General features: G+C 46.6%; 17 protein-coding genes. 8 read left to right on the top strand and 9 right to left on the bottom strand.

Annotation, left to right across the window (positions count from 1 at the left end):
• Position 1: 1 nt before the first annotated feature.
• The 3 genes from JM642_RS00085 to pepQ all read right to left on the bottom strand — a co-directional run bounded on the left by JM642_RS00085 (position 2) and on the right by pepQ (position 3,486).
• Positions 2-1,459 (bottom strand): TrkH family potassium uptake protein, encoded by a 1,458-nt coding sequence (locus JM642_RS00085; protein WP_203432467.1) that lies wholly within the window; start codon positions 1,457-1,459, stop codon positions 2-4.
• A gap of 77 nt (positions 1,460-1,536) precedes the next feature.
• Positions 1,537-2,151, bottom strand: a complete 615-nt coding sequence (locus JM642_RS00080) for a YigZ family protein (RefSeq protein WP_203432466.1) — start codon at positions 2,149-2,151, stop codon at positions 1,537-1,539.
• Between the two features lie 15 nt (positions 2,152-2,166).
• On the bottom strand, positions 2,167-3,486 hold the full coding sequence (pepQ, locus tag JM642_RS00075) for a Xaa-Pro dipeptidase (protein WP_099457178.1): 1,320 nt from the start codon (positions 3,484-3,486) through the stop codon (positions 2,167-2,169).
• A gap of 443 nt (positions 3,487-3,929) precedes the next feature.
• Between pepQ and fadB the strand changes: the two genes are divergently transcribed.
• The 5 genes from fadB to JM642_RS00050 all read left to right on the top strand — a co-directional run bounded on the left by fadB (position 3,930) and on the right by JM642_RS00050 (position 11,763).
• Complete coding sequence (gene fadB, locus JM642_RS00070) at positions 3,930-6,080, top strand: fatty acid oxidation complex subunit alpha FadB (RefSeq protein ID WP_203432465.1); 2,151 nt, start codon at positions 3,930-3,932, stop codon at positions 6,078-6,080.
• A gap of 22 nt (positions 6,081-6,102) precedes the next feature.
• Complete coding sequence (fadA, locus tag JM642_RS00065) at positions 6,103-7,266, top strand: acetyl-CoA C-acyltransferase FadA (protein WP_037413491.1); 1,164 nt, start codon at positions 6,103-6,105, stop codon at positions 7,264-7,266.
• Positions 7,267-7,658: 392 nt separating this feature from the next.
• Positions 7,659-7,904, top strand: coding sequence for a sulfurtransferase TusA (gene tusA / locus JM642_RS00060; RefSeq protein ID WP_172589388.1), 246 nt, complete (start codon positions 7,659-7,661; stop codon positions 7,902-7,904).
• A gap of 35 nt (positions 7,905-7,939) precedes the next feature.
• Positions 7,940-8,377, top strand: coding sequence for an MOSC domain-containing protein (locus JM642_RS00055; RefSeq protein WP_203432464.1), 438 nt, complete (start codon positions 7,940-7,942; stop codon positions 8,375-8,377).
• Positions 8,378-8,574: 197 nt separating this feature from the next.
• A complete protein-coding gene (locus JM642_RS00050) occupies positions 8,575-11,763 on the top strand; it encodes an amidohydrolase family protein (RefSeq protein WP_203432463.1) in 3,189 nt (1,062 codons plus the stop codon).
• A gap of 86 nt (positions 11,764-11,849) precedes the next feature.
• On the opposite strand, the gene JM642_RS00045 is transcribed toward JM642_RS00050, so the two are convergent.
• The gene (locus JM642_RS00045) at positions 11,850-12,425 is read right to left on the bottom strand and encodes a DNA-3-methyladenine glycosylase I (RefSeq protein WP_037413482.1); all 576 of its coding nucleotides are present in this window, start codon (positions 12,423-12,425) and stop codon (positions 11,850-11,852) included.
• A 118-nt stretch (positions 12,426-12,543) separates the two neighbouring features.
• Between JM642_RS00045 and glyQ the strand changes: the two genes are divergently transcribed.
• Together glyQ and glyS are read left to right on the top strand one after the other, a co-directional pair.
• A complete protein-coding gene (gene glyQ, locus JM642_RS00040) occupies positions 12,544-13,449 on the top strand; it encodes a glycine--tRNA ligase subunit alpha (protein ID WP_011070431.1) in 906 nt (301 codons plus the stop codon).
• Positions 13,450-13,458: 9 nt separating this feature from the next.
• The gene (gene glyS / locus JM642_RS00035; protein WP_203432462.1) at positions 13,459-15,525 is read left to right on the top strand and encodes a glycine--tRNA ligase subunit beta; all 2,067 of its coding nucleotides are present in this window, start codon (positions 13,459-13,461) and stop codon (positions 15,523-15,525) included.
• A gap of 63 nt (positions 15,526-15,588) precedes the next feature.
• Here the strand turns inward: glyS and JM642_RS00030 are convergent, their stop codons facing one another.
• Positions 15,589-16,632 carry an HDOD domain-containing protein gene (locus tag JM642_RS00030; RefSeq protein ID WP_203432461.1) on the bottom strand — a complete coding sequence of 348 codons (1,044 nt, stop codon included), beginning with the start codon at positions 16,630-16,632 and terminating at the stop codon, positions 15,589-15,591.
• A 282-nt stretch (positions 16,633-16,914) separates the two neighbouring features.
• Here JM642_RS00030 and JM642_RS00025 point away from each other — a divergent pair, with 282 nt between their 5' ends.
• Entirely contained in the window at positions 16,915-17,577 is a 663-nt protein-coding gene (locus tag JM642_RS00025) for a glutathione S-transferase family protein (RefSeq protein WP_203432460.1), read from the top strand.
• An 87-nt stretch (positions 17,578-17,664) separates the two neighbouring features.
• On the opposite strand, the gene gyrB is transcribed toward JM642_RS00025, so the two are convergent.
• From gyrB to dnaA, 4 genes are all read right to left on the bottom strand, one after another.
• Complete coding sequence (gyrB, locus tag JM642_RS00020) at positions 17,665-20,082, bottom strand: DNA topoisomerase (ATP-hydrolyzing) subunit B (protein WP_088586444.1); 2,418 nt, start codon at positions 20,080-20,082, stop codon at positions 17,665-17,667.
• A gap of 16 nt (positions 20,083-20,098) precedes the next feature.
• Positions 20,099-21,181 carry a DNA replication/repair protein RecF gene (recF, locus tag JM642_RS00015; protein ID WP_203432459.1) on the bottom strand — a complete coding sequence of 361 codons (1,083 nt, stop codon included), beginning with the start codon at positions 21,179-21,181 and terminating at the stop codon, positions 20,099-20,101.
• Between the two features lie 161 nt (positions 21,182-21,342).
• Positions 21,343-22,443, bottom strand: a complete 1,101-nt coding sequence (dnaN, locus tag JM642_RS00010; RefSeq protein WP_037429330.1) for a DNA polymerase III subunit beta — start codon at positions 22,441-22,443, stop codon at positions 21,343-21,345.
• Between the two features lie 20 nt (positions 22,444-22,463).
• Positions 22,464-23,846 carry a chromosomal replication initiator protein DnaA gene (gene dnaA, locus JM642_RS00005; protein ID WP_037413464.1) on the bottom strand — a complete coding sequence of 461 codons (1,383 nt, stop codon included), beginning with the start codon at positions 23,844-23,846 and terminating at the stop codon, positions 22,464-22,466.

The following is a 23,846-nucleotide window of genomic DNA, read 5'->3' as shown; positions in this document are numbered from 1 at the left end:
ATCAATCCTTCCAGAAAGTTGGCGTGAACAAAATCAACAAGGTAAAGACTTCGAGGCGACCAAATAACATGGCCACCACCAGCACCCATTTGGCGCCATCACCGATACTGGCATAGTTACTCGCCACTTCCCCAAGCCCTGGGCCAAGGTTATTTAAGCAGGCTGCCGTAGCACTAAAGGCGGTAATATCATCCAGCCCCATGGCCATTAGCGCCAACATACACAGTACGAAAACTAAAGCATAGGCAGAGAAAAATCCCCATACTGCATCGACGACACGATCTGGTAACGCCTTGGAGCCAATACGAATCGAGAACATCGCCTTAGGGTGAACCAAGCGCTTAAGTTCGCGTGAACCTTGCAACAGCAGCAGGATAACTCGGATCACCTTAATCCCGCCCGCAGTTGAACCACCACAACCACCGATAAAGCTTGAGAAGATCAACAGAATCGGCAGGAAAAGCGGCCACATATGGAAGCTTTCGGTACCAAAGCCAGCGGTTGTCGCCACCGAAACCGCTTGGAATAAGGCGTGATCTAAGGTTTCCTCTGGCGAATCATAAATCCCTGAGTGATAAAGGGTTAAGAAACAAATAGCCGTCAGCACCAACTGAATTGCCACCAGCATCTTGAATTCTGTATCTCGAAAATAGACTCTAAAATTGATCCCGCGGCGCGAAAATGCCGCAAAGTGCACGCTAAAGTTCACCGCTGAGACAATCAAAAAGAACACGCAAATCAGGTTGATCACTGAGCTATCGAAGTATCCCATACTGGCATCGTGGGTCGAAAAGCCCCCGATGGCGATGGTCGAAAACGAGTGACACACGGCATCGAAAACGCTCATTCCCGCGAGCCAATAAGCGCCAGCACAGGCAATCGTTAGCAATAGATAGATGTACCATAACGCCTTGGCCGTTTCGGCAATCCTCGGCGTCATCTTACTGTCCTTCACGGGGCCCGGTATTTCGGCGCGATACAGCTGCATGCCCCCAACGCCCAGTACAGGCAGAATCGCCACAGCTAGAACAATGATCCCCATACCGCCGAGCCATTGCAGCATATGTCGATAAAACAGAATGGCCTTAGGTAAGGAGTCCAGCCCGACAATAACGGTGGCTCCCGTGGTGGTCAGTGCGGAGAATGATTCGAAAAAACTGTCCGTCCAGCTGAGATCAGGTTGGCTTGAGAAGATAAAGGGTAAGGCACCGATGGAGCCAAGCACTGTCCAGAACAAAACTACGATCAGGAAACCCTCGCGAGTTCGTAATTCCTCTTTGCAGCGACGATTAGGATACCAGAGCCAAAAACCGATAAATAAGCTAACAAAAAATGCCTGAATAAACGCAGTACCACCGCCATCGTTATACCAAATGGCGATTAAGGCTGGCGGCAGCATAGTGATGGAGAACAGGCCGATAAGCAGACCTATGATTCTTATTATGGTTTTGTATTGCATTCCGCGTGTTCAATTATTCCATTGGCTGCAAAGGTATTTTCAGCATTTTGCATATTTTGGCATAATTTACGCAGGCATCACAGCTCAAACTCTGCGCGCAGGCTACCCTGACTCAACGTTGCCAGTGATTCATTCAATATACCCTGTTGCTGTTTGCCTATTTCAAAATGGATATCAACGGCTTCGGCAAATTGCTTATCGATGATCACCGCTTCTAACTGTTGTAATAAATGTTCGACATCCCTTAATTGAGTGTAATCACAATGCAGTTTGGCTGGATAACGTAATTGCTTCAATCGCGTCGGCAATTGCCCTAAACCTTGGCGTAATCCTGAGGTATAGGCACGCACTAAACCGCCCACACCTAACTTAGTACCGCCATAGAAACGCACCACCACGGCACCGACTTCACCGAGATTCGCGCCTTGTAATACTGCGAGCATTGGACGACCAGCGCTGCCCGCTGGCTCACCATCGTCACTCGAACCGATGGCAATGCTGTCGTTGGGCGCTCCAGCAATAAAGGCATAGCAGTAATGGCTGGCGCCGGGATAATCTCGCTTTATGTCAGTAAGTACTAACTTCAGCTGTTCTAAACTTGTGCAATGAAATAGAAAAGAGATAAAGCGGCTATGCTTTATCTCTTCTTCTATCTGCACATTTTCACTCGGTATCAGATAATTTTCGAGCACTCGCTCTCCCTAAAATCACGCTAAACCCAGCTCGCGGGTCATATTTTCGTTTCGATCCTGATGCACAATCACATTATCTTCGATACGAATACCACCGAAAGGTCGCAACTCATCAACGGTGCGCCAATTGATCTGCTGACCACGGCTATCTTGTTTTAGCTCATTGAGTAAAGTGTCGATAATGTATAAACCAGGCTCCATCGTAAGCACTTGGTTTGGCGCTAAAATGCGGGTGCAACGCAGGAACGGATGGGCTTCAGGCGCCGGAATATGAGTGCCACGTTCATCGAAGGCAAAACCTCCCACATCATGCACTTGCAAGCCTAGCATATGACCGAGTCCATGTGGGAAGAAGGCACTGGTAATGCCTTGGTCGACTAAGCCTTGGGCATCGCCCGTGGCTAACTCAAAATCCAGCAGCATTTGTGCGACTTTGCCATGGGTCGCCAAGTGTAAATCGGGATAACGCACACCCGGGCGCATCATATCGATCAGTTCGAGCTGCGCCTTGTTCATGGCAGTGATCAATTCATCAAAGCGATTCTTCTCAAACGCATAGGTACGAGTGATATCCGACGCATAGCCAAAGTAGCTCGCACCCGCATCGATTAAAAAAGATAAACGGCGCGCTGGATTTTGATGCTCGAGCGCGGTGTAATGCAAAATCGCCGCATTTTGGTTTAAGGCAATGATATTACCGTAGGGCACTTCGTTCTCGCCCTGTCCCACGGCAGATAAATACTGCTGCTGAATTTCAAACTCGCTGGCACCGTTATAGAAGGCATTTTTAGCCGCTAAATGCCCTTGCACCGCGATCTGGTTCGCTCGGCGCATACATTCGAGTTCATATTCGGTTTTAGTGGTACGGTGGAAATGCAGATAGCTCATCACAGAGTCAGGATTGCGACTGGTGAAACCCAGCACCTCAGCCACATCTAAATGCTCACCCAAATAAGCCCAGTTAGCGATATCGGCAGGCAATAGTTCGGCAACCTTATCGGCCTTAGTGAGTAATTTGATCTCAAAATGCTCGGTCCAGAACATCTCCGGCACGTCAGACACCTTATGCCAAAAATCCACTGGGCGATAAAAAATCAGTTGCGGCTTATCGCGACCATTCACCACTAACCAACAGTTAGGGTTATCCAACACAGGTAACCAAGCCTTGAAATGGGGATTGGCTTTAAAAGGATAATTAATGTCGTCCAAAAACATTCGATGTGGCTGACCCGAGTGGATCACTAAACCTGATAATGCTTCACGCGATACAATTTCAGCAACTCGACGATTAAGCTCGGCGATGTGGGCATGATAGTGATGAGCCAAGTGATCCATGTTTCATATCCTGTAATGAACAATAGTTAATAAAAAAATCGCAAATCTAACTAAGCCATATAGGCTCAGTGTTTTCCTCTACTTACGCCCTCGTTTCGCACGGGGTAGCAAATTCTCGATTTAAGCCTATGCTTTTAATTCTAAAAATAAAATTACCCAACTAGCCAGCAAGTAATACCGCTAAAGTACAAATTCCCACTACGTACTCTTTCGCGTAATCTGGCACTTATACACTTTGTGCAGTGTATCACAAAGCTGAAAATTCACTCTAGCCGACAAGAAATTAAACAGTCGTTTAAATTGGGTGTTGTAATTTATCGAATTTCGAAGCACACTGGCACACAACTGGTCAAATGATGGCCGAAGCTGCTGTGAGATAGAGAGTCGTACTAACACCAAAAAATAATGGTGGGTATCACTTTTAAGCCAAAAGGAAGCAAGCAATGATCTACCAAAGTCCTACAATTCAGGTTGAGTTACTCGAGGATAATATTGCCAAGCTGTGCTTTAACGCACCCGGTTCGGTGAACAAATTCGACAGAGAAACACTCGCCTCACTCGATGCCGCATTAGACAGCATTAAACAACAATCAAACATTCAGGCATTAGTGCTCACCTCAGGTAAAGATACCTTTATCGTGGGTGCCGACATTACTGAATTTTTAGGCTTATTCGCACAAGATGATTCAGTACTACTCTCTTGGGTTGAACAGGCCAATGCCGTATTCAATAAACTTGAAGATTTACCTTTCCCAACCGCTTGTGCAATTAAAGGTTTTGCCCTAGGCGGCGGTTGTGAAACCATTCTGGCAACGGATTTCCGTATTGCTGACACCACAGCCAAAATCGGTCTACCCGAAACCAAGCTAGGCATCATCCCAGGCTTTGGTGGCACAGTGCGTTTACCACGTGTGATTGGTGCTGACAACGCCCTTGAGTGGATCACCACGGGTAAAGACCAAAGCGGCGAAGATGCATTAAAAGTCGGCGCTGTTGACGCCGTTGTCGCTCCAGAAGCCTTGGAAGCTGCGGCGATTCAAATGCTAAAAGATGCAGTAGCAGAAAAGCTTGATTGGCAAGCGCGTCGCCAACGCAAGATGTCACCACTGACCTTACCTAAACTCGAAGCTATGATGTCTTTCACTACGGCTAAAGGCATGGTTTTCTCTGTCGCAGGCAAACATTACCCAGCACCAATGGCAGCGGTAAACGTAGTTGAACAAGCGTCGACCAAAGGCCGCGCCGAAGCACTACAAATTGAACATCAAGCTTTCATCAAGTTAGCGAAAACCGATGTAGCCAAAGCACTAATCGGTATCTTCCTTAATGATCAATTCGTTAAAGGTAAAGCTAAGAAAGCGGGCAAGCTCGCTAAAGATGTGAAAAGCGCAGCCGTATTAGGTGCCGGCATTATGGGTGGCGGTATCGCTTACCAAAGCGCCAGTAAAGGCACGCCAATCGTGATGAAGGATATCGCTCAACCTGCATTAGATTTAGGTTTAGGCGAAGCCGCCAAACTGTTATCTGCGCAAGTTGCTCGTGGCCGCTCTACCCCAGAAAAAATGGCTAAAGTGCTGAACAACATCACCCCTGCCTTAGACTATGCCCCAGTGAAACATGCTGACGTGGTTGTCGAAGCCGTCGTTGAGCATCCAAAAGTGAAAGCACAAGTACTGGCTGAAGTTGAGCAATACGTCAGTGAAGATGCGATTATCGCCTCTAACACGTCAACTATTTCAATTAACCTGCTCGCGAAGAGCATGAAGAAGCCTGAGCGCTTCTGTGGTATGCACTTCTTTAACCCAGTGCACAAAATGCCATTAGTTGAAGTTATCCGTGGCGAGTACAGCTCAGAAGAAACCATCGCATCTGTTGTTGCCTACGCCAGCAAAATGGGTAAAACCCCAATCGTTGTTAACGATTGCCCGGGATTCTTCGTTAACCGCGTACTCTTCCCGTACTTTGCGGGCTTTAACGGCCTGCTCGCCGAAGGTGGCGACTTTGCCGCTATCGATAAAGTGATGGAAAAACAATTCGGCTGGCCAATGGGCCCTGCTTATCTGCTAGACGTTGTCGGTTTAGACACTGGCCACCACGCCCAAGCAGTAATGGCCGAAGGCTTCCCCGATCGTATGGGCAAATCTGGCAATGACGCGATTGACGTGATGTTCGAAAACAAACGTCTCGGTCAGAAGAATGGCAAAGGCTTCTACGCTTACTCTGTGGATAGCCGCGGTAAGCCAAAGAAAGACGTCGACCCAACCAGCTACGAGCTGCTAAAGGCTGCCTTTGGTGAACAAAAAGCATTCGATGCGGATGAAATCATCGCCCGCACTATGATCCCAATGATTATCGAAACCGTTCGCTGTTTAGAAGAAGGCATTGTGGCATCACCTGCCGAAGCGGATATGGGCTTAGTCTACGGTTTAGGCTTCCCACCATTCCGTGGTGGTGTGTTCCGTTACTTAGATACTATGGGCGTAGCCAACTTTGTCGCCTTAGCTGACAAATACGCTCACTTAGGTGGTTTGTATCAAGTCACCGACGCCATGCGCGCCCTTGCAGCCAACAACGGTAGCTACTACCAAGCCTAATTAGCGGGAAAGGAATTTAATTATGAAACAAGCTGTTATCGTAGATTGCATTCGTACGCCTATGGGCCGCTCTAAGGCTGGGGTGTTCCGTAATGTACGTGCAGAAACACTCTCTGCCGAATTAATGAAAGGTCTATTACTGCGTAACCCGCAATTAGATCCCAATACGATTGAAGACGTTATTTGGGGCTGCGTGCAGCAAACCCTAGAGCAAGGCTTCAACATTGCCCGTAACGCATCATTGCTGGCAGGTATCCCGAAGACGGCTGGCGCCGTGACAGTAAACCGCCTATGTGGTTCTTCAATGGAAGCCATCCACCAAGCGGCACGTGCCATTATGACCGGCATGGGCGACACCTTTATCATAGGTGGTGTTGAGCATATGGGCCACGTTCCGATGAACCACGGTGTGGACTTCCACCCTGGTTTAGCTAATAACGTCGCCAAAGCCTCCGGCATGATGGGCTTAACCGCTGAGATGTTAGGTAAGCTCCACGGCATCACCCGTGAGCAGCAGGATGCCTTTGCTGTTCGTTCACACCAACGCGCTTACGCAGCCACAGTTGAAGGCCGTTTTGCCAAGGAAATCTATGGCATCGAAGGCCATGATGCTAACGGTGCACTGATTAAAGTACTGCACGACGAAGTGATTCGCCCAGAAACGACCATGGAATCGTTAGCAGCACTGCGCCCAGTATTCGACCCTGCAAACGGTACTGTGACTGCGGGTACCTCATCAGCCTTATCCGACGGTGCTTCAGCGATGTTAATTATGGAAGAATCTAAAGCGCGCGCTTTGGGTCTACCAATCCGTGCTCGTATTCGCTCTATGGCGGTTGCAGGTTGTGACGCAGCTATTATGGGTTACGGCCCAGTGCCAGCCACGCAAAAAGCACTGGCTCGCGCAGGCATTACCGTTGCTGATTTAGATGTTATTGAACTAAACGAAGCCTTTGCCGCACAATCTTTACCCTGCGTTAAAGATTTAGGCCTGTTGGATGTGGTCGATGAGAAGATTAACCTGAACGGTGGTGCTATAGCGCTTGGCCATCCACTGGGTTGCTCTGGTGCGCGTATTTCAACGACGCTGATCAACCTGATGGAACACAAAGATGCGACCTTAGGTTTAGCCACTATGTGTATCGGTTTAGGCCAAGGTATTGCAACCGTTTTCGAACGCGTTTAATCCTTAACGATTCTTCCTTCAAAGCCGGACTTAGTTCCGGCTTTTTTATGCAGCTTTAAAATCATTGTGAAATAATGCAACGCTAAAACGTCGATGATAAAGTTGCTAAGCCAAAAAACGCTTACGGTTAGATTATCTCGATTTTATAGCAGCTATAAAGGTCCCGTATTTTTTATGATGAAGAGTTCCCTTTCTCAAGCATTTGAGAAAGATTAGGGATCACGAAATAACATTGTTCCACGTGAAACATCTCACTAATCCCGACTCTCGGATAAATAAAATGGAGTAAAACCAATTACCCGTTGCATCACAAAATCAGGCCGCCAACTTGGTTTATCAAAACCACTGGAGTAACATTAGCCAATTCTGTTTAACCGTTCAGTCGAGGTCATATGAACGACGTTTTCTCAACCGCACAACATAAACTGGATGCTCTTGGTTTGCGCTGCCCAGAACCAGTAATGATGGTGCGTAAAACGGTAAGACAAATGGCTCAAGGAGAAACACTGCTTATCATCGCGGATGATCCTGCTACTACCCGTGATATTCCCAGTTTTTGTGAGTTTATGGATCACACACTGATCGCCAGTCAAACCAACCAAACACCCTATCAATATTTGATTAAAAAGGGACTCTAAGTCCCAACATCGACATTAGGATAAGGACATCAAACATGCCGAAACTAGTTGCTATCGCCTATAAAACGATTAAACGCGGACCAATGAATGAGGTGCTGTGCGCGAATGTCACCCAGCACAGCGGTATTGAAAAAGATGTATTTGGTCGCCCAGGCAAAAGGCAAGTCACAGTACTGTCGCTGCAACAGTGGCAAATTGCGTGTCAAAGTATAGGTGCAAATTTACCTTGGACGACCCGCCGAGCAAACCTATTAGTAGATGGATTAACTTTTAGCTCGGTAGACGTTGGTAAGCTGCTACGGATTGGTGATCTCTGCCTCGAAGTGACTGGTGAAACCGATCCCTGCAAGAAAATGGAACAGGCTCATGCCGGCTTAGAGTCAGCACTTACACCTGATTGGCGAGGCGGTGTCACTTGCCGTGTTATCAATGATGCCATGATCCACATCGGCGATCCCGTCACATTAAACTAATCATCACTTCATGGAGAGTAAGCCGCATTACTCTCCAACAGTTTACTACGCCTCAGCTGCTGCCCCTCGGTCATTAATTGAAACAGTATTTCCGTTTTCCTTACAGGGTATTTGTGCGATAACTTAGCTTAGCATTAACAAATACTTATCCAATCTGATAACAATCAAGCCCTAGAATAACGATAACAGGACATAACATGTTGAAACCTAAGCTGACACCGCTTTATATCGCCTTGATGCTTGGCCTTAACTCCCACGTTGTACAGGCAGCAGACACCCAAAAAACAAGTTGGGACGTCAATGCGCCAGCCAATGCCCCGCTAGAAAAAGTGGCAATAGATGTAACCGAAGGCACTTGGATGAACATCAGTGTCAGCCCAGATGGTAAACATTTAGTATTCGATTTACTCGGTGATATTTATCAAATCCCGATCGCAGGTGGCGAAGCTAAACCATTAGCTCAAGGCATAGCCTGGCAAATGCAGCCCGTTTATAGCCCTGATGGTAAACACATCGCCTTTACCTCGGATGCGGATGGTGGTGACAATATTTGGATTATGGATGCCGATGGCAGCAATCCACGCACCGTCACATCAGAAACTTTTCGCTTACTCAACAGCCCAGCGTGGAGCCCTGATTCGCAATATTTAGTGGGTCGTAAACATTTTACCGCCAGTCGTAGTTTAGGTGCCGGCGAAGTCTGGCTCTACCATGTAGCAGGTGGCGAAGGTGTAAAACTCACCGAACGCCCAAATGATGAGAAAGACTTAGGTGAACCCGCCTATTCACCCGATGGTCGCTATATCTATTTCAGTCAAGATGACACCCCAGGAAAAACCTTCCATTATTCCAAAGACTCAGTAAACGGCATCTATAAAATCAAGCGTTACGATACTAAAACAGGTGATATCGAAATTCTGATCGAAGGGACTGGCGGAGCCATTCGCCCAACCCCAAGCCCTGATGGCACCAAACTGGCCTACATCAAGCGTGATGATTTCCAATCATCCTTATATTTGCTTGATTTGAAATCCGGTGAAACCACTAAACTGTTCGGTGATTTAGACCGCGATATGCAAGAGACTTGGGCAATCCATGGTGTTTACCCGACTATGGCATGGACTCCAGACAACAAAGACATCTTCTTCTGGGCTAAGGGCAAAATTAACCGCCTCAACGTTGCGAATAAAACGGTCACCGATATTCCTTTTTCCGTAAAAACCCAATTAGACGTTCAGCCTTCAGTACGCTTTAAACAAGATATTGATAAAGATGTATTCGATGTAAAAATGCTGCGAATGGCACAAGTTTCACCGGATGGCAGTAAGGTCGCCTTCGAAGCATTGGGTAAAATCTGGTTGAAGACACTTCCCGATGGCAAGATGTCGCGCTTAACCGAGTTAGATAACAATATCGAAGAACTCTATCCCCAGTGGTCGCGTGATGGCAAAAATATTGTCTTCACCACTTGGAATGACCAAGACCAAGGCACAGTACAAGTGATCAGCGCTAAAGGTGGCAAAGCGAAACAACTTACCACTGAGCCAGGAAAATACGTCGAGCCCACCTTTTCTCCCGATGGCGAACTTGTGGTGTATCGTAAAACCCAAGGCGGCCATCTCACACCTCGAACTTGGTCGCAGGAACCAGGTCTGTACAAGGCCAATTTAAAAACCAAACAAAATAAGAAAATCTCCACAGAAGGCTATCAAGCACAATTCGGAGCCTCAGCCGATCGCATATTTTTTATAAATAGTGGTGAAGATGACACACCGCAGCTTGCCTCTATTAACTTGGATGGGTTTGATAAGCGCGTTCACTACAGCAGTAAGCATGCAACCGAATTTAGAGTCTCACCCGACGGTAAACAGCTCGCCTTTGCCGAGCGCTTTAAAGTTTGGGTGACGCCCTTTGCTAAACATGGTGAAACCGTTGAAATCGGCCCTAACGCCAGCAATCTTCCCGTCACTCAGTTAAGTGTGCGAGCCGGCGAAAGTATCAGTTGGAATAGCAAGAGTAATCAACTCTATTGGACTCTTGGCCCAGAACTGTACCAAGCCGATGTTGATTCGCAGTATCTTAAAAAGAACACGCAAACTAAGCCAAGCATTATCAACTTAGGCTTTACTGAAAAAGCTGATGTTCCACGTGGAACAGTCGCCTTTGTCGGCGGTAAAGTGATCACCATGGAAAATGACCAAGTCATTGATAAGGGTGTAGTGATCGTCAAAGACAATCATATTGTTGCTGTTGGCGACGCTAACACGGCAATTCCAAAGGATGCACAAGTTATCGATATAAGCGGCAAATCCATTATGCCAGGTTTGTTTGACGCTCACGCCCATGGCGCCCAGGCCGATGATGAAATAGTGCCCCAACAAAACTGGGCGCTCTACTCTGGATTATCCCTAGGCGTGACGACCATCCATGATCCATCGAACGATACCACTGAAATCTTTGCCGCTTCTGAGCAACAAAAAGCTGGTAATATCGTGGGCCCGCGAATTTTCTCCACTGGAACAATTCTCTACGGCGCAAATGCTCCCGGATACACCTCGCATATCGACTCACTCGATGATGCAAAATTCCATTTAGAGCGACTCAAAAAAGTCGGCGCCTTTAGCGTTAAGAGCTACAACCAACCGCGTCGCAATCAAAGACAACAGGTTATAGCTGCAGCTCGTGAACTCGAAATGATGGTCGTGCCAGAGGGTGGCAGCTTACTGCAACATAACCTGACCATGGTTGCCGATGGCCATACCACCGTAGAACACTCGTTACCCGTGGCAAGTATTTATAACGATATTAAACAGTTCTGGAGCCAAACTAAGGTCGGTTACACTCCAACCTTAGTCGTCGCCTACGGCGGTATTTCGGGTGAAAACTATTGGTATGATAAGACCGATGTGTGGGCCCATCCTCGCCTGTCTATGTATGTGCCAAGCGATATTTTGCAAGCTCGCTCTATGCGTCGCCCCCATGCACCAGACGGTCACTACAATCATTTTAACGTTGCTAAAGTGGCGAATGAGTTTAATAAATTAGGCATTCATCCAAATATTGGTGCCCATGGTCAGCGTGAAGGTTTAGCCGCCCATTGGGAAATGTGGATGTTCGCTCAAGGTGGCATGAGCAATATGGATGTACTCAAAACTGCGACCATTAACCCAGCCACCACCTTCGGCCTAGAGCATCAACTTGGCTCGATAAAGACAGGTAAGCTTGCAGATTTAATCGTTATTGATGGCGATCCATTAGCGGATATTCGCGTCACAGATAAAGTTACTTATACTATGGTCAATGGTAAGTTGTTCGATGCAGAGTCGATGAACCAACTCAATGGCAGCAAAAAACAGCGTAAGCCTTTCTTCTTCGAGAAAATCTAATCTCAGCAAGGTGAAATAGCAAAAGGCATGTTCCACGTGGAACATGCCTTTTCTATTTCGCTGCCCATCAAAGCAAAATGAATTAATTATTGATGATCACAACAAGCTTGATAAGAAATACAGTCAACAAGATGATCGTTCACCATCCCCACCGCCTGCATAAAGGCATAACAAATCGTCGGACCAACAAAGTTAAAGCCAAGCTTTTTTAATGCCTTGGACATTGCCTCTGATTCTGGTGTTTGCGCAGGCACCTGCGACATGGAAGTAAATTGATTAACCAAAGGCTTACCACCAACAAAGCTCCACAGAAATTCAGCAAAATCTTTGCCATCCGCAGTGTAGGCTAAATAGCCTTTTGCATTACGAATAATCGAATGGATCTTAAGGCGATTACGCACAATTCCTGGATTGTTCATCAACTCTTCAACCTTAGCGTCGTCGAAAGTGGCAATTACTGTCGGCTCAAAATCCGCAAAAGCTTGTTCGTAGTTTTGCTGCTTCTTTAAGATAGTAATCCAAGACAACCCGGCTTGTTGGCCATCTAAACAGAGCTTGGCAAACAACTCCTTCGAATCATAAACTGGGCGTCCCCACACTTTATCGTGATACTCACGATACAAGGGATCATCGCTGACCCAATTACAGCGGATTTCTTCCATGGCCTATCTACCTTAACGTTTTAACGAAGAAGGTAAAAAATAACCTACATAAGCAGAGATCTACAAGGTATAATCGAAACCATTTTCTATTCAAGCTGACGGCAGTAGACAAGTAGACATGACGACGAAACACGACGTAAAAACATTTCAGGGTTTCATTCTAACCCTACAGGAATATTGGGCGCAGCAAGGCTGTGCAATCGTTCAACCTTTAGATATGGAAGTCGGTGCGGGTACATTCCACCCACAAACTTTCCTACGCTCTCTAGGGCCTGAGCCAATGAGCAGTGCTTATGTGCAGCCATCGCGCCGCCCTACCGACGGCCGTTACGGTGAAAACCCAAACCGTCTGCAGCACTACTACCAATTCCAAGTCGTGTTAAAACCGTCACCGGATAATATCCAAGAACTCTATTTAGGTTCTCTGCAAGCTCTAGGTATTGATACACAAATCCATGATATCCGTTTTGTGGAAGACAACTGGGAATCACCAACGCTAGGCGCTTGGGGTCTAGGTTGGGAAGTCTGGTTAAACGGCATGGAAGTGACTCAGTTTACTTACTTCCAACAAGTCGGCGGCTTAGAGTGTAGCCCTGTCACGGGTGAGATTACCTACGGTTTAGAGCGTCTCGCCATGTATATCCAAGGTGTGGATAGCGTGTACGACCTCGTATGGACCGATGGTCCAATGGGTCGCATCACCTACGGTGATGTGTTCCACCAAAACGAAGTTGAGCAATCGACCTATAACTTTGAGCACGCAGACGTCGACTTTATGTTTGCCCTGTTCGATCAATGCGAAAAAATGTGTCAGCACTTATTGTCGCTTGAAAAACCATTACCTCTGCCAGCCTATGAGCAAGTGATGAAAGCCTCGCACGCCTTCAACCTGCTCGATGCACGCCACGCCATTTCAGTGACTGAACGTCAGCGTTATATCCTGCGCGTTCGTACAATGGCTAAAGCCGTTGCTGAATCCTATTATCAGGCACGCGAAGCGCTTGGCTTCCCAATGTGTAAGTAGAGGTAACACATGAATTTTGAAAACTTACTCATCGAGTTAGGCACCGAAGAACTGCCACCAAAGGCGCTGCGTAAACTGGCTGAGTCTTTCTTAGCGAACTTTACCGAAGAATTAATCAAAGCCGATTTAGCTTTTAAATCAGCTGTTTGGTATGCAGCACCCCGTCGTCTTGCCATTAATGTGACTGAACTGGCTATTGCTCAAGCGGACAAAATCGTTGAAAAACGCGGCCCAGCTGTGAGTTCAGCTTTTGATGCCGAAGGTAAACCAACGAAAGCCGCAGAAGGCTGGGCACGTGGTAACGGTATTACTGTCGATCAGGCAGAACGTTTAGTGACAGACAAAGGTGAATGGCTGGTTTATAACGCCAAAGTCGAAGGCGTTGAAACTAAGAGCTTAATCGCTGCGATGGCGCAACGTGCGCTGGATAAGTTACCCATTCCTAAGCCAATGCGCTGGGGAAGCAGCAAGACACAATTTATTCGTCCTGTTCACACCGCCACTATGCTGTTAGGCAGTGAGTTAATCGAAGGTGAATTACTCGGCATTAAATCGGCGCGTAATGTTCGTGGTCACCGCTTTATGGGTACAGGCTTCGAGCTTGACCATGCAGACAACTACCTGACGCGACTGAAAGAAAAAGGTAAAGTCATCGCCGATTACGAAAGCCGTAAAGCCTTAATAAAAGCCGATGCCGAAAAAGCGGCAGCTAAGATTGGTGGCACCGCCGATATCGAAGATGACCTGCTGGAAGAAGTCACCTCTTTAGTTGAATGGCCAGTCGTATTAACCGCAAGCTTTGAAGAGAAGTTCTTGAACGTACCTTCAGAAGCCTTGGTTTATACGATGAAGGGCGATCAGAAATACTTCCCAGTATTCGATGATGCCGGTAAGTTACTGCCAAACTTCATCTTTGTCGCGAACATCGAATCAAAAGATCCGGCGCAAATCATTGCGGGTAACGAGAAAGTGGTTCGTCCACGCTTGGCCGATGCCGAGTTCTTCTTCAATACCGACAAAAAGCACACGCTAGAATCACGTTTATCGAGTCTTGAGACCGTCTTGTTCCAACAACAACTCGGTACCTTAAAAGACAAAGTTACTCGTATATCTGCCCTAGCCGCCTTTATTGCAGAGCAAACTGGCGCTAACGCCGTTGATGCAGCGCGTGCTGGTTTATTGTCTAAAACTGACTTAATGACCAATATGGTGATGGAGTTTACCGATACTCAAGGCACTATGGGCATGCATTACGCCCGCCTAGACGGTGAAACAGAAGCCGTCGCCTTGGCCATGGAAGAGCAATACAAGCCCAAATTCTCTGGCGATACGGTTCCGACTGCAGCGGTATCTTGCGCAGTAGCCTTAGCGGATAAACTCGATACCTTAGTCGGTATCTTCGGTATTGGTCAGGCACCTAAGGGCGCTGCCGACCCATTCGCACTGCGCCGCGCCGCTATCGGTGTGCTACGCATTATCGTTGAGAACAAGCTGCCACTGGACTTAGTGACCCTGATTGCTAAGGCTCAAGAACTTCATGGCACTAACTTAAGCAACGCGAATGCAAGCGATGAAGTGCTTGAGTTCCTAATGGCGCGTTTCCGTGCTTGGTACCAAGATAAAGGTATAGAGGTTGACGTGATCCTCGCCGTATTAGCACGCCGCCCAACTCGCCCTGCTGATTTTGATAGCCGTATCAATGCGGTATCACACTTCAGAAGCTTAGAAGCCTCTAGCGCTCTGGCAGCAGCGAATAAGCGTGTGTCTAACATTCTGGCGAAAGTGGAAGGTGAATTACCCACCGCGATTAACTCAGCTCTGTTAGCCGAAGCAGCAGAACAAGCATTAGCCGCTAAGCTTGCCGAACTGCAGCCTCAACTCGCTCCGCTGTTTGCAAATGCTGATTACCAACAGGCATTGACACTGCTGTCGAGCTTACGTGAAAGTGTTGACCAGTTCTTCGAAGACGTGATGGTTATGGCGGATGACGAAGCATTGAAAAACAACCGTTTAGCACTGCTAAATAACCTACGTGAGCAGTTCTTACATGTTGCGGATATTTCTCTGCTTCAGTAATTAACACGTTAGAGTACTAATAAAAAACGCGCTAAAAGCGCGTTTTTTATTGGTTGCAATATATTAAAACTGCTGAAGTTTTTCGTGCAATGCTTCGAATTGAGCGGGCTCCAGTCCAACCAAGTCTAACAAGTTGCTCAGCATGTCTGCAGGCAATTTACCCGCTTGCTGCAGCATCGAAATCTCACTGATGATATTGGCGCGCCAAACCACAGCGGCAATTCCCTCATTCGGCCGAGTATGGACATGGGCTAATTTATCCAGCTCGGTTTCAAAGGTACTTGGCAATTGCCAATGCTTTGCTAACAGAGCGCTTAAGGTGAGAGATTTTGCCGTCATCACTTGTCGGAATAACCATGAATTTGGCTGCTCCCCCGGTTCTGCTTGCACAAAGGCATCGAGCAACATTTTAAAGATGGCGAGCTTACCCACATCATGCAGTAATCCTAATAGGAATGCGGTGTCTCTATCTTCTTCACTCAGTTCACTGGTTAAAAAGGCTACCTGCATCGAATGACGCCAAATCTCGGCACCAAAGCGACGAAAATAAATGGGTTTAATATCTAGCATCTCACGCACTAGGCAGCTCGTCACAAAGCGGCGTAACTGTTCACGACCAAGTTGCACCAAGGCCTGCTGCAGGCTTGTCACCTCTCGGTCGCCACGCTTAAAGGCCGGTGAGTTACACAGTTTAAGCACTTCGACGCTCAGTAAGGGATCTTTCTCGATTAGCGCCAACAAGTCCTTAGTATCAAACTGTGGCTCTGCTAATTTACGGTCTAATTCCAAAACCTTAGAGGGAAGCTTAAGCACCTTTTCGGCTATCACTTGTGGCGATGCTAAAGCGAGCTCAATTTCAGCCATAACACGCCGTTCAAGGTTATTAGCAACGCCACCAGCATCTTTGGTTCTGGCGGGGAATAACAAACTATAAAACAGCGCCGCTAAGTCAATACTCATCGAAGTATCACATTGCTCTTCTACACGTTTTTTAGGTGACGCTGTCGTTATAGGTTTGCTGAGATCGGTCTGACTAAAGCTTTTAGGTCGCTCAAGTGTTGCTTGTTCACGGATATTAAAAATTTTGTTGAATATGGATTTAATCAAAATATTCCAACCTATGAAAGCTGTGTTTACTGAGCCAGTATTACATTATCCGTCCATTGTAATTGATATGCTAGAGCAGCCACTATCAGTATTATGTGCAGCTTGAGTATATGTTGCCAAACTTAAGATAAGGTTACCAAGTCGAATTGTTTCACGTGAAACCATAGTCCAATTTAGCTTGATAGCGTGAGCAATTTGAATAGCTGAATATGAGCATGCCGGCTCGGAGAAAAACAAACATAATGTATAGTGATTAGCACGACTCAAAATTGGAAGGCGCTTATGAAACTCTATATCGGCAATAAAAACTACTCTAGCTGGTCGCTCCGAGCTTGGTTAATGGCTGCGAAATCAGGCGTTAAGTTCGATGAAGTGCTATTACAACTCGATACCGATAGCTTCTACCAGCAACTCCAATCCATTTCGCCAACGCTCAAAGTACCAACACTGGTCGATGGTGACATTACCGTTTGGGATTCACTGTCGATTTGTGAATATATCAATGATTGTTATCTTTCAGGCACTGCATGGCCACAAGAGCCAAAACAAAAAGCCAAGGCTCGCTCCCTCGCCTGTGAAATGCATTCAGGCTTTCATGCCCTACGAAATGCCCTGCCTATGAATATCCGTGCCCGTCGATATGTCGAGCTTAACCCCGCTGTTCAGCAAGATATTGCACGCATCGACAGCATTTGGTCTCAGCAAATGACTGAGTTTACCCCATCCAAAAATCAGGGCACTTGGTTATTTGGCGAGTGGTCAATCGCCGATATGATGTTTGCACCAGTGGTAATGCGCTTCTTTACCTATGAGATTGAAGTCTCGCAAGCGAGCCGAGCGTATATGGAATTTATTGTGAGCCAGCCAGAAATGCAGGCTTGGATAACTGCCGCAAAAGCGGAGACTGAAATTGTCGAAGCTGATGAGGCGGGTGTTGATAGGTAATTTGTTGCAAAAGAAAAGGGAAAGCTAAGCTTTCCCTTTTTTATCAATCAGTTTTATCTGTAAAAAACGATATTAAACGTCTAGATATTAAACGTCTAAGTTAGCTACGTTCAGCGCGTTGGCTTCAATAAACTCACGACGCGGTTCTACTTGATCGCCCATCAAGCAAGTAAACAATTGGTCTGCGCCGACGGCGTCATCAATGGTCACTTGCAGCATACGCCGTGATTCAGGATCCATTGTGGTTTCCCACAATTGCTCAGGGTTCATCTCACCCAATCCTTTATAACGTTGGATATAGAGACCACGTTTCGCTTCAGAAATCGTCCAATCTAGCGCTTCAATGAAGCTGCCAACTTCTTTCACTCGGTCGCCACGTTGCACATAACCACCGACTTCAATCAAGCCTTCTAGGGCTGCACCTAACTTAGCAATACGTTGATAATCCATTGATTGGAAGAAGTCATAGCTAAATAGGTAATGCGTGTCGATACCATGTTTACGGATGGTGATCTTTGGCAAATACACTTTACGCTCAGGATCGAGTACAGGCTCACCAGAATACAGCACGCCGCTGTTTTCTAATTCCACCAACTCATGGATAAAGGCGTCTATCCATTCCTTCATCTTAGCTTCATCGGCCAACATCTCATTGCTGATCATTGGGTGGTAAAGCATCCGATTAGTGATATGGGTTGGATAACGTTGCTCTAAACGGGCAACAATCGCTTCTACTTCGCGGTATTGCGTCACTAAACGCTCTAATGGCTCACCCGACATACCTGGCGCACCTTGAGATGGATAAATGCTGGTTCCATCTAACGCTTGAGTGGTCAGATACTGAGTCAGTGCTGCTTCATCTTTCAGATATTGTTCTTGCTTACCTTTCTTCACTTTGAATAAAGGCGGCTGAGCAATATACACATAACCACGTTCTATCAGTTCAGGCATTTGACGGAAGAAGAAGGTCAACAGCAAGGTACGAATGTGCGAGCCGTCGACGTCAGCATCCGTCATGATGATGATGTTGTGGTAGCGAGTCTTATCTGGGTTGTATTCATCACGACCGATACCACACCCAAGTGCGGTGATTAGTGTTGCAACCTCTTGAGAAGACAGCATTTTATCGAAACGAGCTTTCTCAACGTTTAAGATTTTACCTTTCAGTGGCAGAATCGCTTGATTCTTACGATTACGTCCCTGCTTAGCGCTACCGCCAGCAGAGTCCCCTTCCACTATGTAGATTTCTGAAAGACCAGGGTCTTTCTCTTGGCAATCCGCCAGCTTACCAGGCAAACCACCTAAATCGAGCGCGCCTTTACGACGCGTCATTTCACGGGCTTTACGCGCCGCTTCACGGGCACGAGCCGCATCAACAATCTTACCAACGATTAACTTAGCATCGGCAGGATTTTCAAGCAGATAGTCGTTTAGCTTTTCACCCATGGTTTGTTCAACCGCGGCTTTCACTTCGCTAGACACTAGCTTGTCTTTGGTTTGCGAGCTGAACTTAGGATCGGGCACTTTAACCGAGATAACAGCCGTTAAACCTTCGCGGGCGTCATCGCCAGTCGCGTTGGTTTTGCCTTTCTTGTTATAACCTTCGTTTTCCATGTAGTTGTTGAGGTTACGTGTCAACGCACTACGGAAACCGGCTAAGTGAGTACCACCGTCACGCTGCGGGATGTTGTTGGTAAAACAGAATATGTTTTCTTGGTAACCATCGTTCCACTGCATCGCCACTTCAACGGTAATGCCGTCGTCACGCTCCTGCATAAAGTGGAATACATCTTTGTTTACCGGCGTTTTATTACGGTTCAAGTAATCAACGAATGCGCTGATACCGCCTTCGTATTTAAAGAATTCGTTTTTATTATCACGCTCGTCGACTAAGCGAATCCCCACACCAGAGTTAAGGAACGATAGTTCTCGCACCCGTTTAGCCAGGATTTCAAAGTGAAACTCAACATCACTGAAAGTTTGCTCACTTGGCCAGAAACGGATTTCGGTACCCGTTTTAGTTGCATCACCAATCTCTTTGATTGGCGCATCAGGTACACCATGGGTGTAAAACTGCTCGTGGACTTTACCATCGCGACGAATAGTTAATTGCAGCTTTTTAGAAAGCGCGTTGACCACCGACACCCCCACACCGTGCAGACCACCTGACACTTTATAGGAGTTATCGTCGAACTTACCACCAGCATGCAGAACCGTCATGATAACTTCTGCGGCCGATACACCTTCTTCTTCATGGATAGAGACCGGAATACCACGGCCATCATCCTTAACAGAAACCGAACCATCCACATGGATAGTAATTGTGATATCAGTACAATGGCCCGCTAAGGCTTCATCGATAGAGTTATCGACTACTTCGAACACCATATGATGTAGACCCGTACCGTCGTCGGTGTCACCAATATACATCCCAGGTCTCTTACGTACTGCATCAAGGCCCTTAAGGACCTTAATACTCGAAGAATCGTAACTATTCTCTGACATATTATTCTCTCAATGGTTATTCAATTACCGTTACACGTCCGTGTTCCACATGGAACATCCTACTGGGAGGCGTGTGTAACGAATCGACTATTGCTGCTGGCTCAATGGCGGTCACAAACACTTGTGCACCAGTGTTCACTAGCTGTTTCAGCAATAGCTGCCTATGCTGTGCATCCAACTCGGATGGAAGATCATCCACAAGATAAATACTGTGTTTATCTATTTGTTGTTTGAGCAACTTTCCCTGTGCAATACGCAGTGCACAGACTAATAATTTCAATTGGCCACGGGACAGGGCATCCTGCGCCGGCAAAGTGCCTACACGAAGTCTTAAGTCAGCTTTATGGGGACCGCTGACGGTATGACCCGTAGCCAAATCTCTGGGATATTGTGATTCGAGAAGTTGTGCAAAATCCGTTTTGCTATCCCAGCCGCGGGTAAATGAAACCTTAACATTCACCTGCGGTAAAAACTCCTCGATTATACCCTTAAGTAGCTCATTTAACGAGTCTACATAACGGTTTCGTATTTCGGTGACCTGCTCGGTATAACGGACAAACTCCCGATCCCAATATTGGATTTGATCATAGGGAGAATTATTTCTAAGCAATTGATTTCGTTGTTTAAGAACCCTCCTCACATTCACCCACGCCGTATAAAACTGTGGGTCAGAATGAAAGGCGCCCCAATCAATAAATTGCCTGCGGGATTTTGGACCTTCAAACAATAACGAAAAGCTTTCCGGCGTGATGACTTGTATGGGCAAGGTTTCAGCTAAAGTCGATAGCCGTTTGACCTTTTCGCCGTCAATTTTGACTTCGGTTTCGCCACTGCGAAAACGCCGCAGACCGATTTTACTGTCGCCGCGGGGTAAATTTAAGGTCGCAAACAGGGTTAGTTTGTCTTGGTCGTTATTGATGACTCGCTGGGATAAGTGGCTGCGAAACGAACGCCCCATCCCGAGAAAGTAAATCGCCTCAAGTATACTGGTTTTACCACTGCCATTTTGACCATAGATCAGATTAATCCCTTCACTCGGGCTCAGTTGCGCCAATTGAATATTGCGAAAAGAATCAATATTAAGACGGATAAGGCTCATGCGTTACTCATCAAACCGCATCGACGGCTCAGGCCAAGACTCAGGACTGTTATCATACCGCAATTCATATCCATTAGAGTTAATAAGGCAACAAGAGATAAGGTTTGAAGACATATACGCCGCTAAAAAGCGGCGTATGGCACTGCGTAGAAATAGGATGACTATAAGCGCATTGGCATAACCACATACATGGAATCTTCTTCCAAGTGGTTTTCCAATAAAGCACTCGAGTTCCCATCAATTAAGGTAATACGCACATCATCGGACTTAAGGTTGTTGAGCACGTCCAATAAGTAACTGACGTTGAAACCAATTTCGAGTGGCTGATTGTTGTAATCCACATCGATGATTTCTTCCGCTTCTTCTTGCTCTGGGTTATTAGCGGTGATTTTCAGTAATCCCGCTTCTAACTGAATGCGTACACCACGAAACTTCTCATTCGATAAAATAGAAGCGCGCGTTAAAGCTTGCTTGAAGTGGTTACGGCTGGCGATAACGATTTTATCACCGCCCTTAGGTAACACGCGGCGATAATCGGGGAAACGACCATCGACTAATTTACTGGTAAAGACAGTAGTGCTGGTGGTCGCACGAATCGCATTATCACCAATGGCAATTGCGATATCTAAATCGTCGGCTTCCAACAAACGCGCCATTTCCATCACGCCTTTACGGGGCACGATGACTTGTTTTTCAGGTAATTGTGCATCTATGGTTCTGTGACTTAAGGCTAAGCGGTGACCGTCGGTAGCAATGGCGCGCAGCACATTACCTTCGGTTTCGAGCAATAAACCATTCAGATAGTAACGAACGTCTTGGTTCGCCATCGAAAACTGGGTCGCATCAATCAACGACTTCAGCACGCCTTGCTTAAGGGTGAATTCGATTTCCGCCTGAAAGGCTTCCACATTGGGGTATTCTTCTGCGGGCAGGGTTGCCAGCGAAAAACGACTACGGCCAGAGCGTAACAACCACTTGTTATCTTGCTGCTCGACCTTAAGCTCGCTTTGCTCAGGCAAAGATTTAACGATATCTAACAGCTTCTTAGCAGGAACTGTAGTTCGACCTTCTTCGATATCACCATGAATAACCGCCTGACCGACTAACTCAACTTCAAGGTCAGTACCTGTTAATTTGAGTGAGTGACCACTAACTTCTACAAGGAGATTTGCCAAAATAGGCAAGTTATGGCGTCTTTCTACCGCACCACAAACCAATTGAAGCGGCTTTAATAGGGCGTCCCTATCAATTGAAAATTTCATAGTGTCCAAATTCCTTGATTTTAAGAAGATAAGGTTCTAATCAAGTTAGCATAATCTTCTTTAATGTCGTGACTCTCTTCCCGTAGCTGAGCAATCTTACGACAGGCATGTAACACTGTGGTGTGATCTCGACCACCAAAGGCATCACCAATTTCCGGCAAGCTCTGGTTAGTTAATTCTTTGGATAACGCCATGGCCACTTGTCTTGGGCGCGCAACACTGCGCGAACGACGCTTAGACAACATATCAGCCATCTTGATTTTGTAGTATTCAGCTACGGTTTTCTGAATGTTGTCTATAGTGACTAATTTTTCCTGCAGTGCCAAGAGGTCACGTAGTGCTTCACGCACAAAATCAATCGTTATTGGGCGACCGGTAAAATTAGCGTTGGCGATCACGCGGTTTAACGCCCCTTCTAACTCGCGTACGTTTGAACGTAAGCGCTTAGCAATAAAAAAGGCCACTTCATCAGGCAGGTTAATGCCGCTCTCTTGCGCTTTGCGCATCAAAATCGCCACGCGAGTTTCAAGTTCGGGTGGCTCGATCGCAACCGTTAAACCCCAGCCAAAGCGAGATTTTAATCTGTCTTCAACCCCGTCGATCTCTTTTGGATAACGATCCGATGTCAGGATGATCTGATGGTTACCTTCAAGCAGTGCGTTAAAGGTATGGAAAAATTCTTCTTGGGATCGGTCTTTATTGGCAAAAAATTGAATATCGTCGATAAACAGTGCATCGACACTGCGGTAATAGCGTTTGAATTCTTCGATCGCATTGTTTTGCAGCGCTTTGACCATGTCTTGCACAAAACGCTCGGAATGCATATAAACCACTTTAGCATTCGGATTATTTTTAATGATCCCGTTACCGACAGCGTGCAACAAGTGAGTCTTACCTAGACCAGTTCCACCATATAAGAATAGTGGGTTATATGCACCGCCTGGATTTTCAGCTACTTGCAATGCTGCCGCTTTACCAAGTTGGTTTGACTTACCCTCAACGAAGTTATCGAATTGATAAGTTGGATTGATATTGCTGCGATGATTAGTGTTAGTAACAGGCTCGGTGGTATTAAATGATGTACCAACAGAAGCCTTAGTTTGGGGATTGGGCACGCGCACTGCTGCGACGGGCGCAGGTTCTGGCTTTTTCGCGGACGGACGACTACCAATATCGAAGCGTAGCTTAGGCGCATCATTACCCATTTGCTCAGTAAAAAACTGATTAATGATATTGATGTACTTATCCCTAACCCAATCGAGCACGAAGCGGTTAGGCGCATATAACACCAAAGTATCTCCATCCATTTCGGCTTGTAACGGTCTGATCCACATACTGAACTGCTGAGCAGAAAGCTCATCTTGCAGTCTTCCGATACATTGTTGCCAAAGTGAAACCGCCAC

Origin of the sequence: Shewanella sp. LZH-2 (assembly GCF_016859145.1) — a bacterium.
GTDB classification, from domain to species: Bacteria; Pseudomonadota; Gammaproteobacteria; order Enterobacterales; family Shewanellaceae; genus Shewanella; species Shewanella xiamenensis.
Note: the sequence above shows the minus strand (reverse complement) of the source record. Positions and strands in the feature narration are given on the sequence as shown.

Bases quoted from the DNA above. Each gene is read 5' to 3' on its own strand.
- JM642_RS00085 (WP_203432467.1), bottom strand. From the start codon at position 1,459: ATGCAATACAAAACCATAATAAGAATCATAGGTCTGCTTATCGGCCTG.
- JM642_RS00055 (WP_203432464.1), top strand. From the start codon at position 7,940: ATGCCGAAACTAGTTGCTATCGCCTATAAAACGATTAAACGCGGACCA.
- gyrB (WP_088586444.1), bottom strand. From the start codon at position 20,082: ATGTCAGAGAATAGTTACGATTCTTCGAGTATTAAGGTCCTTAAGGGC.
- glyS (WP_203432462.1), top strand. From the start codon at position 13,459: ATGAATTTTGAAAACTTACTCATCGAGTTAGGCACCGAAGAACTGCCA.
- JM642_RS00025 (WP_203432460.1), top strand. From the start codon at position 16,915: ATGAAACTCTATATCGGCAATAAAAACTACTCTAGCTGGTCGCTCCGA.
- JM642_RS00045 (WP_037413482.1), bottom strand. From the start codon at position 12,425: ATGGAAGAAATCCGCTGTAATTGGGTCAGCGATGATCCCTTGTATCGT.
- JM642_RS00050 (WP_203432463.1), top strand. From the start codon at position 8,575: ATGTTGAAACCTAAGCTGACACCGCTTTATATCGCCTTGATGCTTGGC.
- glyQ (WP_011070431.1), top strand. From the start codon at position 12,544: ATGACGACGAAACACGACGTAAAAACATTTCAGGGTTTCATTCTAACC.
- fadB (WP_203432465.1), top strand. From the start codon at position 3,930: ATGATCTACCAAAGTCCTACAATTCAGGTTGAGTTACTCGAGGATAAT.
- fadA (WP_037413491.1), top strand. From the start codon at position 6,103: ATGAAACAAGCTGTTATCGTAGATTGCATTCGTACGCCTATGGGCCGC.
- dnaN (WP_037429330.1), bottom strand. From the start codon at position 22,443: ATGAAATTTTCAATTGATAGGGACGCCCTATTAAAGCCGCTTCAATTG.
- recF (WP_203432459.1), bottom strand. From the start codon at position 21,181: ATGAGCCTTATCCGTCTTAATATTGATTCTTTTCGCAATATTCAATTG.
- pepQ (WP_099457178.1), bottom strand. From the start codon at position 3,486: ATGGATCACTTGGCTCATCACTATCATGCCCACATCGCCGAGCTTAAT.
- tusA (WP_172589388.1), top strand. From the start codon at position 7,659: ATGAACGACGTTTTCTCAACCGCACAACATAAACTGGATGCTCTTGGT.